Source organism: Mycobacterium sp. TH-M103 (genome assembly GCF_057473785.1).
On record NZ_JBYCLG010000171.1, the window covers coordinates 1 to 10,494 of the forward strand.

9 protein-coding genes and 3 pseudogenes are annotated in these 10,494 nt (G+C 72.0%); 7 read left to right on the top strand and 5 right to left on the bottom strand.

Going from position 1 to position 10,494, the window contains the following annotated elements; translation table 11 throughout:
- The 5 genes and pseudogenes from AC2VOR_RS09520 to AC2VOR_RS09540 all read left to right on the top strand — a co-directional run.
- Positions 1–1,314 (top strand): molybdopterin cofactor-binding domain-containing protein (locus AC2VOR_RS09520; protein WP_486963673.1); only part of this gene is annotated, 1,314 nt, incomplete at its 5' end.
- A pseudogene (locus AC2VOR_RS09525) lies at positions 1,314–2,036 on the top strand (XdhC family protein); the annotation flags it as partial. The gene AC2VOR_RS09520 and the pseudogene AC2VOR_RS09525, both read left to right, overlap by 1 nt.
- A gap of 164 nt (positions 2,037–2,200) precedes the next feature.
- Positions 2,201–3,085 carry an AAA family ATPase gene (locus AC2VOR_RS09530; protein ID WP_369740935.1) on the top strand — a complete coding sequence of 295 codons (885 nt, stop codon included), beginning with the start codon at positions 2,201–2,203 and terminating at the stop codon, positions 3,083–3,085.
- Between the two features lie 13 nt (positions 3,086–3,098).
- Positions 3,099–3,740, top strand: coding sequence for an SRPBCC family protein (locus AC2VOR_RS09535; RefSeq protein WP_369740934.1), 642 nt, complete (start codon positions 3,099–3,101; stop codon positions 3,738–3,740).
- Positions 3,741–3,748: 8 nt separating this feature from the next.
- Positions 3,749–4,951 (top strand): vWA domain-containing protein, encoded by a 1,203-nt coding sequence (locus AC2VOR_RS09540; RefSeq protein WP_369740933.1) that lies wholly within the window; start codon positions 3,749–3,751, stop codon positions 4,949–4,951.
- On the opposite strand, the pseudogene eutC reads toward AC2VOR_RS09540, so the two are convergent.
- Both eutC and AC2VOR_RS09550 read right to left on the bottom strand, forming a co-directional pair.
- Positions 4,935–5,651 (bottom strand): annotated as a pseudogene (gene eutC / locus AC2VOR_RS09545) (ethanolamine ammonia-lyase subunit EutC); the annotation flags it as partial. The gene AC2VOR_RS09540 and the pseudogene eutC sit on opposite strands and share 17 nt — an antisense overlap.
- Positions 5,651–7,057 carry an ethanolamine ammonia-lyase subunit EutB gene (locus AC2VOR_RS09550; protein WP_486963674.1) on the bottom strand — a complete coding sequence of 469 codons (1,407 nt, stop codon included), beginning with the start codon at positions 7,055–7,057 and terminating at the stop codon, positions 5,651–5,653. The pseudogene eutC and the gene AC2VOR_RS09550, both read right to left, overlap by 1 nt.
- Positions 7,058–7,105: 48 nt before the next feature.
- On the opposite strand from AC2VOR_RS09550, the gene AC2VOR_RS09555 reads away from it, so the two are divergent.
- Positions 7,106–8,224 (top strand): glycoside hydrolase family 76 protein, encoded by a 1,119-nt coding sequence (locus AC2VOR_RS09555; protein ID WP_407686885.1) that lies wholly within the window; start codon positions 7,106–7,108, stop codon positions 8,222–8,224.
- Here AC2VOR_RS09555 and AC2VOR_RS09560 read toward each other — a convergent pair.
- Together AC2VOR_RS09560 and AC2VOR_RS09565 are read right to left on the bottom strand one after the other, a co-directional pair.
- Positions 8,205–8,891, bottom strand: coding sequence for a DedA family protein (locus tag AC2VOR_RS09560; protein ID WP_407686884.1), 687 nt, complete (start codon positions 8,889–8,891; stop codon positions 8,205–8,207). The two genes, AC2VOR_RS09555 and AC2VOR_RS09560, sit on opposite strands and share 20 nt — an antisense overlap.
- Positions 8,892–8,957: 66 nt before the next feature.
- Positions 8,958–9,758 carry an Rv0361 family membrane protein gene (locus AC2VOR_RS09565; RefSeq protein ID WP_486963675.1) on the bottom strand — a complete coding sequence of 267 codons (801 nt, stop codon included), beginning with the start codon at positions 9,756–9,758 and terminating at the stop codon, positions 8,958–8,960.
- 116 nt (positions 9,759–9,874) lie between these two features.
- Here AC2VOR_RS09565 and AC2VOR_RS09570 point away from each other — a divergent pair, with 116 nt between their 5' ends.
- Positions 9,875–10,288 carry a DUF3151 domain-containing protein gene (locus tag AC2VOR_RS09570; RefSeq protein ID WP_486963676.1) on the top strand — a complete coding sequence of 138 codons (414 nt, stop codon included), beginning with the start codon at positions 9,875–9,877 and terminating at the stop codon, positions 10,286–10,288.
- A 9-nt stretch (positions 10,289–10,297) separates the two neighbouring features.
- Here the strand turns inward: AC2VOR_RS09570 and AC2VOR_RS09575 are convergent.
- A pseudogene (locus AC2VOR_RS09575) lies at positions 10,298–10,494 on the bottom strand (site-2 protease family protein); the annotation flags it as partial.

Genomic DNA, 10,494 nt, shown 5'->3' on the forward strand with positions numbered 1-10,494 from the left:
TCGCGGGTGACCGGGGTGTACACCAACAAGGCGCCCGGCGGGGTGGCCTACGCGTGCTCCTTCCGGATCACCGAGGCGGTGTACCTGGTGGAGCGGCTGGTGGACTGCCTGGCCTACGAGCTCAAGCTGGACCCCGCCGAGCTGCGGCTGCGAAACCTGTTGCGCCCCGAGCAGTTTCCCTACACCACCAAGACCGGCTGGGTGTACGACTCCGGCGACTACGAGACCACCCTGCGCAAGGCCATGGACATGGTCGGATATGAGGCGTTACGCGATGAACAGAGGCGCAGGCGGCAAAACGGCGAGCTGATGGGCATCGGGATGTCGTTCTTCACCGAGGCGGTCGGGGCCGGCCCACGCAAGGACATGGACATCCTGGGCCTGGGCATGGCCGACGGCTGCGAGCTGCGGGTGCACCCGACGGGCAAAGCCGTTGTGCGCCTGTCGGTCCAGACCCAGGGCCAGGGCCACGAGACGACGTTCGCCCAGATCGTCGCGGAGGAACTGGGCATTCCGCCCGACGACATCGACGTCGTGCACGGCGACACCGACCAGACGCCGTTCGGCCTGGGCACCTACGGCAGCCGCTCGACGCCCGTCTCGGGTGCGGCCGCGGCGATGGTGGCCCGCAAGATCCGCGACAAGGCCAAGATCATCGCCTCGGGCATGCTCGAGGTGTCGGTCGCCGACCTGGAGTGGGAGAAGGGCACGTTCAGAGTCAAGGGCGACCCGTCGGCGTCGGTGACGATCGCCGACATCGCGATGCGCGCGCACGGGGCCGGCGACCTGCCCGAGGGTCTCGAGGGCGGACTGGACGCCGAAGTGTGCTACAACCCTTCGAATCTCACCTACCCCTATGGCGCGTACTTCTGCGTAGTCGACATCGATCCGGGCACCGCGGTGGTCAAGGTGCGGCGCTTCCTGGCGGTCGACGACTGCGGGACCCGGATCAACCCGATGATCATCGAGGGGCAGGTGCACGGCGGCGTCGTCGACGGCATCGGGATGGCGCTGATGGAGTGGATCGCCTTCGACGACGACGGCAACTGCCTGGGCGGCTCGCTGATGGACTACCTGATCCCGACCGCCATGGAGGTGCCGCATCTCGAAACCGGGCACACCGTGACGCCGTCGCCGCACCACCCGATCGGCGCCAAGGGGATCGGCGAGTCGGCCACCGTCGGCTCCCCGCCCGCGGTGGTCAACGCGGTGGTCGATGCGCTGGCGCCGTTCGGCGTTCGCCACGCCGACATGCCGCTGACGCCGTCGCGGGTGTGGGAGGCCATGCAGGGCAGAGCGAGGCCCCCCATCTGATGTCCATCATCGGCGAGCGCGCCCAGCAGCTGTTGGCGGCACGGACACCGTTCGTGCACGCGACGGTGGTGCGGGCCCAGCCGCCCACCTCGGTCTACCCGGGCGACGAGGCGATCCTGCTCGCGGACGGCACGATCGAGGGTTTCGTCGGCGGCCAGTGCGCGCAGAACTCGGTCCGCAAGGCGGCGCTGGGCGCGCTGCAGACGAACGAAAGCGTGCTGCTGCGAGTGCTTCCCGACGGCGACGTGCACTTCCCCGAGGCGCCCGGCGCCTGCGTGGTGGTCAACCCGTGCCTGTCCGGCGGATCGCTGGAAATCTTCCTGACCCCGCAGCTGCCGCCCCCGCTGATCCGGGTCCACGGCGCCACGCCGATCGCCGAAGCGCTGGTCCGGGTGTGCGCGGTGCTGGGGTACGACGCGCGCGCCGACGCCGACCCGGTCGATGTCACGGCCCTGCCGACCGCCGTCGTGATCGCCAGCCACGGTGGCCCCGAGGCCGGGATCATCCGCGCCGCACTGGATCACGGCATCGGTTACATCGGTCTGGTGGCCAGCAGGGTGCGCGGCGCCTCGATCCTCGACTCGCTCTCCCTCTCCGGGGACGAGCGGGCCCGCGTGCACACCCCGGTCGGTCTGCCGATCGGCGCCAAGACGCCCGCCGAGATCGCGGTGTCGATCGCGGCCGAACTCGTCGCCGCCATCCGCGGCGCCGGCGGCCCGGGCCTGCCGCCCGCGGCGGTGCGCACCGCGCCCGGGGCGATCGACCCGGTCTGCGGCATGACGGTTTCGGCCGCGCCCGCCGCCGAGCACCTGCAGGTGGCCGGGGTGGACTACTGGTTCTGCGGCCCAGGATGCCGGGCGGCGTTCGCCGCGGGCCGAGCCGGCGCATGAGGGCGATCTTCGAGAGCCCGGCCGACGTCATCGACCGGTTCGACGCGCGGGACTACCTGCTCGACACCGGGACCGCGTCGGCGATCTACCTCGCGGTCACGCTGGGCCGGCCGCTGCTGCTCGAGGGCGAGCCCGGCGTCGGCAAGACCACCGCCGCGAAAACCCTTGCCGCGGTGCTGGACACCCCGCTGGTCCGGCTGCAGTGCTACGAGGGCCTGACGGCGAACGAGGCCCTCTACGACTGGAACTACCAGCGCCAGCTGCTGTCCATCCGGCTGGCCGAGGCGAGCGGTACCGGGATCGACGAACGGGATCTCTATACCGAGGCCTACCTGGTGGACCGGCCCATCCTGCGCTGCGTGCGGCACCGCGGCCCCCGCCCGCCTGTGCTGCTGATCGACGAGATCGACCGCGCCGACGACGAATTCGAGGCGCTGCTGCTGGAGTTCCTCGGCGAGTCCGCGGTGACGGTGCCCGAGCTGGGCACCTTCGTCGCCGAGCGCCCGCCGATCGCGGTGCTCACCTCCAACCGCAGCCGCGACCTGCACGACGCGCTGCGCCGCCGCTGCCTCTACCACTGGATCGACTACCCGGAGCCGGCCCGTGCCGCCGCCGTCGTGCGGCGCACGGTGCCCGGGGCCACCGCCGCACTGATCGAACGTGCCGCCCAGTTCGTCCGTGCCGCACGCGAACTCGACCTGGACAAGCCGCCCGGAGTTGCCGAGACCATCGACTGGGTGGCCGCGCTGGTTTCGCTGAGAGTCGCCCAGCTGGTCGACCCGGCCGCGCAGATGACCCTGGGGGCGCTGGCCAAGACGCCGGACGACCGTACGCTGATTCGCGACGCGTACGTAGCCTTCACCGAGTGCAGCCTTACCTGAGAGGACCCGCAGCATGAAGATCGCCAACCAGTTCACCGTCAGTGCGCCCATCGACAAGGCGTGGGACGTGCTGTGCGACCTGGAGCAGGTGATCCCGCTGATGCCGGGGGCCGCGCTGACCGGCCACGAGGGCGAGGACTACGCCGGCAAGGTCAAGATCAAGGTCGGCCCCGTCACCAGCGAATTCAGCGGCAAGGTGCACTTCGTGGAGCAGGACCGCGGCCAGTACCGCGCGGTCATCGACGCCAAGGGCAAGGAGATGCGCGGCACCGGCAACGCGGCCGCCACGGTCACCGCCCAGCTGCACGAGGAGGGCGACCGCACCAGCGTCACCGTGGACACCGACCTCAAGATCGTCGGCAAGCTGGCGCAGTTCGGCAGTGGGATGCTGCAACAGGTCTCGGAGAAGTTGCTGGGCCAGTTCGTGGAGTCGCTGGAGGCCAAGCTGGCCGCCGAGAACGCGCCGGCGATGCCGCCGAGCAACGGTTCGGCCGCGCCGGCGCCCGCGCACCACCCCGCCGGGCCCGCCCCCGAGCCCGAACCCATCGACCTGCTCGAGCTGGCCGGCGGCGACCAGCTCAAGAAGTACGGTGCACTGGCCCTGGCGGTGTTGGCCGTGCTGGTGCTGATCTGGGTCATGCGCCGGAGGCGTTGACGTCCCCCATGAGCGGCCCGGCGCTGTTGCGGGGCGTCGACCTGGCGGCCTTCGCGGCCGCCCTGGTGGCGCGGCTGCGCGGTGCCGGGGTGCACGTGTCGGCCGACGGGCCGGCGGGTTTCGTGCAGGCGCTGCGGCTGCTGGGGACCCGCACCGGGTCTGCGCTGTATTGGGCGGCCCGGCTGACGCTGGTCGACCGGGCCGACGACCTGGGCGCCTTCGACGCGGTGTTCGCGGCGGTGTTCGGCGCCGGCGAAGCCGAGCGTTCCACGAGTTTGGTCGCGGCGCAACAACTCTCCAACCGCGCCCCCGGCCCGGTGCGGGGCGCCGAAGCCCAATCCGGGCTGCCCGGGGGCCTGCCCTGGGCGACGCGGGCCGCCGCCGGGCACGACGACGACGACCCGGGAGCCGCGCGCGTCCCGGTCCCCGAGGTGCTGCCCAGCCGCATCGCCGCACGCGCCGACGAACCGTTCGACCGCTTCGACGCCCGCGACCTGCGGTTGCTGGGGGACTGGCTCGAGGAGACCGTCGTGCGCTGGCCGCGGCGGCGCAGCATGCGGTTCGAGCCCAGCGCCGCCGGCAAGCGCATCGATTTGCGCGCCACGATGAACGCCTCGCGCAAGACCGGCTTCGAGGCGATCGCCCTGGCGCGCACCCGGCCGCGGCGCAGGCCCCGCCGGGTCGTCCTGGTCTGCGACGTGAGCCGCTCCATGCGGCCCTACGCGGCGATGTATCTGCACCTGATGCGGGCCCTGACGAAGGGGCGCGGCGTGCGCCGGGCCGGGATCCGCCCGGAGGTGTTCGCGTTCTCGACGTCGCTGACCCGGCTCACCGCGGTGCTGTCGCACCGCTCGGCCGAGGTGGCCCTGCAGCGCGCCGAGGCGACGGTCACCGACCGCTACGGCGGCACCTCCGTCGGCCGCAGCCTGGCCGCCCTGCTGTCCCCGCCGCACGGCAACGCGCTGCGCGGGGCGGTGGTGATCGTCGCCTCCGACGGCTGGGACGGCGATCCCCCCGACGTGCTGGCGCGCGCCATGGCCCGGCTGCGTCGCCGCGCCGCCGTGGTGGCCTGGCTCAATCCGCGTGCGGCCCAGCCGGGTTTCGAGCCGGTGACCGGTTCGATGGCGGCCGCGCTGCCGTACTGCGACCTGTTTCTGCCGGCGCACTCACTGACCGGGCTGCGCCAGTTGCTGCTCGCGTTGTGTCTTTGAGGCCCACACCCGAGCGGCCGAGTTCGCGGGCCCCGGCGACCAGCGCGGCTGTGATCGCCGCGGCGGTCGCATAGTCGAGGCCGTCGGGCGGGTGGATGTTGGAGATGCAGTTGCGGTCCGCGTCGGTGAGCCCGGGCGCCGGGTGCTGCGTCAGGTAGATGCCCAGGCTGTCGGCGACCGAGAGCCCCGGACGCTCGCCGATGAGCACGAGAACCGTTGCGACGCCGAGCGCCTGACCGATGTGGTCGCCGAGCGCCACGCGGGCCTGGGTGGCGAGGACCGGCGGGGCGATGCGGTAGCGGCCGCCGAATTCGCGCAGCAGCGCCGCGAGGGTGCCCGCGGCGTGGTCGGTCAGGGCGCGCGGCGAGAGCCCGTCGGCGAGCACGACACCGATGTCCGCCCCAGTCTCCGGCAGACCCGACAGGTCGCACGGGCTGCGGCCCAGGTCGGGCCGGCGCAGGTACTCCCCGCGCGAGGCCGCCCTGCTGCGCACCCGCAGCGGCTCGGCGACGCCGACACCGCGGAGCCGCGCGACGAGGTCGTCGACGTCGAGCGGGTCGTGCACGGCGTCGCGCGCCGCGGCGTGCGCGGCCCGGAACTCCAGCACGCGCCGGGTGGGCAGCGAGTTGCCCGCCCGCCCGAGCCCGATGCGCGCCTGCGTGGTGGCCCGCAGCGGCGCCCACACGTCGGCAGCGTCCATCAGCCCGCCGCCAGTTGCCGCAGCGGCGACGTCGCGAGGTCGACGGGCAGGATCCGGCCCTGCGCGTCGGCCATGCCCAGGCCCGCCAGCCAGGCCTCGAACTCGGGCGCCGGGCGCAACCCCAGCGCCTGCCGCACGTACAGCGCGTCGTGGAACGACAGGCTCTGGTAGCCGAGCATGATGTCGTCGGCGCCGGGAACGGCGATGACGAACGCGGTGCCCGCCACGCCCAGCAGGGTCAGCAGCGTGTCCATGTCGTCCTGGTCGGCCTCGGCGTGGTTGGTGTAGCAGACGTCGACGCCCATCGGCAGGCCGAGCAACTTCCCGCAGAAGTTGTCCTCGAGGCCGGCGCGGATGATCTGCTTGCCGTCGTAGAGGTACTCCGGCCCGATGAACCCGACCACGCTGTCGACCAGCAGCGGCCGCAGCGCCCGGGCCACCGCGTAGGACCGCGCCTCGAGCGTCTGCTGGTCGACCGGTTTGCCGCCGACGCCGAGATGGGCCCCGGCCGACAGGGCCGAACCCTGCCCGGTCTCCAGGTACATGACGTTGCCGCCGACCGTGCCGCGGTGCAGCGAGCGGGCCGCCTCGTCGGCCTGCCTCAGCATCGCCAGGGAGGTACCGAACGCCGAGTTGGCCCCCTCGGTGCCCGCGATCGATTGGAAGACGAGGTCGACCGGCGCGCCGCGGTCGATGAGTTCCATGGTGGTCGTCACGTGGCACAGCACGCACGACTGCATGGGAATGGCGAACCGCCGGCGGATGTCGTCGAGCAGGTGCAGCAGGTCCGACGCGGCGGCCGGCGAGTCGGTCGCGGGGTTGACGCCGATCACCGCGTCACCGCAGCCCAGCAGCAGGCCGTCGAGCAGCGCGGCGGCGATCCCGCGGGGGTCGTCGGTGGGGTGGTTGGGTTGCAGCCGGGTCGCGAGCGTGCCCGGCAGGCCGATGGTGGTCCGGAAGGCCGCGGTGTTGGTCGCGGCGGCGGCCACCAGGATCAGGTCCTGGTTGCGCATGATCTTCGACACCGCGGCAACCATTTCCGGGGTGAGCCCGGGGGCGAGGGCCGCAAGCCGCACCGCCGCATCGGTGCGGGAGGCGTTGTCCAGCAGCCAATCCCGGAAACCGCCGACGGTCAGGTGGGCGACCGGGGCGAAGGCCTCGCGGTCGTGGCCGTCGATGATGAGCCGGGTCACTTCGTCGGTTTCGTACGGCACGACCACGTCGGACAAAAACGACGCCAGCGGGATGTCGGCGAGCACCCACGCGGCCGCGGCGCGTTCGGCGTCGGAGCCGGCGGCGCACCCGGCGAGCTGGTCGCCGGAACGCGGGGGCGTCGCCTTGGCCAGCACGTCGACCAGCCCGTCGAAGGTGTAGCTGGTCCCCGAGACGGTTTGCCGGTAGCTCACCTGGAGAACAGTAGGTCACGCCCGGGCGATGAGGCAGGATCGACGGTTATGGATCAGCTATGGGCCAACCGGGCGGCCAGCTGCGAAGCCGCTGTGGTGCAACGACACCTGAAGCGGCTGTGGGCGCTGCCGGGCACCCAGCTGGGGGTGGTGGCGTGGCCGCCGACGCGGCGCGACCGGCTGTTCGGCAGCTGGCACTACTGGTGGCAGGCGCATCTGCTGGAATGCCTCCTCGACGCGCAGCTGCGCGACCCGCAGCCGCACCGGCGCACCAGGATCAACCGGCAGGTCCGAAGTCACCGGCTGCGCAACAACTTCTCGTGGACCAACAGCTACTACGACGACATGGCGTGGCTGGCGCTGGCCCTGGAACGCGCCGCCCGGATCGCCGGCGTGCAGCGCCGGCGCGCGCTGCCCAAGCTCGCCGACCAGTTCGTCAAGGCCTGGGTGCCCGAGGACGGCGGCGGCATCCCGTGGCGCAAGCAGGACCAGTTCTTCAACGCCCCGGCCAACGGCCCGGCCGCGATCTTCCTCGCCCGCTACTCGGACCGGCTGCGGCGGGCCCAGCAGATGGCCGACTGGATCGAGGAAACCCTGATCGACCCCGAGACCCACCTGGTGTTCGACGGCATCAAGGGCGGCTCGCTGGTCCGCGCGCAGTACACCTACTGCCAGGGCGTGGTGCTCGGGCTGGAAACCGAACTCGCCGCGCGCACCCACGACGACCGGCACGCGCCGCGGGTGCATCGCCTGGTCGCCGCGGTCGGGGAGCAGATGGCGCCGTCGGGGGTGCTGCGGGGCTCCGGCGGCGGGGACGGCGGCCTGTTCGCCGGCATCACCGCCCGCTACCTCGCGCTGGTGGCCACCGCGCTGCCGGGCGAGGGGGCCGCCGACGCCGCGGCCCGCGACACCGCCCGCACGATCGTGCTGGCCAGCGCGAAGTCGGCGTGGGACTACCGGCAGACGGTGGAGGGGCTGCCGCTGTTCGGCCCGTCCTGGGACCGCGACGCCGAGATCCCCACCGCGGGGCCGGGGGCCGGGGCGCAGGCGCGGTTCGTCGACGGCGCCGTGAGCGGGTCGGGGGTCGCCGAACGGGACCTGTCGGTGCAGCTGTCGGGATGGCTGCTGATGGAGGCCGCCTGCAGCGTCACCGGTCGGGGATCGTGATCTGCTTGCGCTCCTCGGGCGCGCCGCGCTGCCGTCCCCGGTACCCGCGCCAGGCGGCGATGAACGCCGGCAGCAGCGAGACGACCAGGATGCCCAGGATGATCTTCTCGAGGTTCTGGTGCACGAACGGCGCGCTGCCCAGGAAGTAGCCCGCCAGCGTCACCCCACCACCCCAGGCGATGCCGCCGACGATGTCGAACGCCAGGTACACCGGGTAGCGCATGTAGGACACCCCGGCGATCACCGGGACGAACGTCCGCACGAACGGCGCGAACCGCGCCAGGATGACCGCCCAGGGGCCGTACTTCTCGAAGAAGGCATGCGACTCGGTCACGTAGTGCCTCTTGAAGAACCGGGAGTCTTCCTTCTTGAACAGCGCCGGACCGATGCGGCGCCCGATGAAGTACCCGGTCTGGTCGCCGAGCACGGCGACGAGGGCGACGCACGGCGCCAGCACCCAGATGTCCGTCGGCGGGTGGGGGTGCGCGCACAGCAGCCCGCCGGTGAACAGCAGCGACTCGCCGGGCAGCAGCGGGAACAGCAGACCGGTCTCGATGAAGACGATGACCAGGATCCCGGGCAGTACGGCCGAGCCGAAAACGCCCCCGGCGCCCAGCCAGTACATCGGGTCGAGGATGTCGGGCAGGGCCGTCACCGCTGTGCTCACGATTTCTCAACATACCGGCGCCGTCCCGCGGGGGCCGTGAAGTCGGGGAAGTGCCGGGTCACCGGGCTAGCCGCCGGCGGACTGGCAGACCTTCCACTGGTCGTCGCGGTACTGCAGGTCCAGGCTGCGCGTCGAGCGGAGCTGGGGGTCGTAGGCCATGAACGTGGTGACGTTGGCCTCGGCGTGCGGGCCGTTGACGACGACCTGGTCGATGCTGGCGATGACGGGATATTGCCGGGCGGCCGAGACGCGGCGGTAGGTCTCCGCCCACTCGTGCTCGTCGAAGTCGACGTAGCCGTCGCGCGTGGTCCCGCACGTGAGGGTCCGCAGCGTTGTCAGATCCCCCCTTTGCACCGCGGCGTCGAAAACCTGGATGGTGTGCCGGACCCGGTCCTCCTGCGAGGCTTTGGAGTGTTTGCCGCGGGTCAGCAGCACGGTGCCCAGGATCGCGATCGCCGCCAGGGCCAGGATCAGCACCACCAGCGCCAGCACCCAACCCCAGTTGACGTTCGGGGACGTCCGCAGCTTCGCCCCGAGCCGGGGTGGAATCGATTGTGGCACAGCGGCTTTCGGTTGCTGCTGCCCCGCGTGCCCAGCCGGGTTCCCGGGCGGCGAGGCGAAAACCTCCGTGGCGGGTTCGGGGGCGGTGGGCATGACGGTGGTCTCTTTGGCGTCGAATCCGGGCGCGGTGAAGCGGCGTTCGCGCTCCTGGTTGTCGGAATCGGCCTCGGGGGCCTCGCCCCGCTCGGACTTGTTCATGACGACGGTCTCGGTCTCCGGATCGTCGGGCACCACCGGGTAGCTCTCGGTTGCTTCGTCGCCGGGTTCCACCGGGTGCTCGCGGTCGGGCTCGGGCGGATTGACCATGAGCGCTGCTGTCCTCCTACGAGTGGATAGTCGGGAGCTTAGCGACCCGCCACCCGGTTGGGCTCGCGGCCGAGGCGCGCCGTGACGCGCAAACGGGAAACGGCACAATGGGGTCCATGACGTCGATGGGTGATCTCCTGGGACCTGATCCGATCCTGCTGCCGGGGGACGTTGAAGCCGAAGCCGAACTGCTCGCCAAGGAGAACCCGAGCATCGTCGCCGCCGCCCATCCGACGGCGTCGGTGGCGTGGGCGACGCTGGCCGAGGAGGCGCTGGCCGAGGACAAGGCCGTCACTGCGTATGCCTACGCCCGCACCGGCTACCACCGGGGCCTCGACGCACTGCGCCGCAACGGCTGGAAGGGTTTCGGCCCGGTGCCGTACTCCCACGAGCCCAATCGCGGCTTCCTGCGGTGCGTGGCGGCGCTGGCGCGCGCCGCCGACGCCATCGGCGAGACCGACGAGTACGCCCGCTGCGTGGACCTGCTCGACGACTGCGATCCCGCGGCCCGCCAGGCGCTCGGGCTTTAGCCGGGGGCGTCAGAACCAGGCGCTCCAGAACCGGGTCAGCGAGTTGCCCCACCCCACCAGCACGTGGGGCACCCCGGAAAAGTCGAACAGCACGTACACGATGCCGAAGAGCCAGCGATTCAGTGCCGGCGCCAGGATCAGGAACAGCAGGACGAAGACGCCCCACTGCTTGGCCGGCGCCACCGCGCGCTGCGTCTCCGGGCTCA

What these genes read in the sequence shown, in the direction of transcription:
- AC2VOR_RS09555 (WP_407686885.1), top strand. Translation starts at nt 7,106, where the DNA reads ATGGATCAGCTATGGGCCAACCGGGCGGCCAGCTGCGAAGCCGCTGTG.
- AC2VOR_RS09570 (WP_486963676.1), top strand. Translation starts at nt 9,875, where the DNA reads ATGACGTCGATGGGTGATCTCCTGGGACCTGATCCGATCCTGCTGCCG.
- AC2VOR_RS09530 (WP_369740935.1), top strand. Translation starts at nt 2,201, where the DNA reads ATGAGGGCGATCTTCGAGAGCCCGGCCGACGTCATCGACCGGTTCGAC.
- AC2VOR_RS09535 (WP_369740934.1), top strand. Translation starts at nt 3,099, where the DNA reads ATGAAGATCGCCAACCAGTTCACCGTCAGTGCGCCCATCGACAAGGCG.
- AC2VOR_RS09540 (WP_369740933.1), top strand. Translation starts at nt 3,749, where the DNA reads ATGAGCGGCCCGGCGCTGTTGCGGGGCGTCGACCTGGCGGCCTTCGCG.
- AC2VOR_RS09565 (WP_486963675.1), bottom strand. Translation starts at nt 9,758, where the DNA reads ATGGTCAATCCGCCCGAGCCCGACCGCGAGCACCCGGTGGAACCCGGC.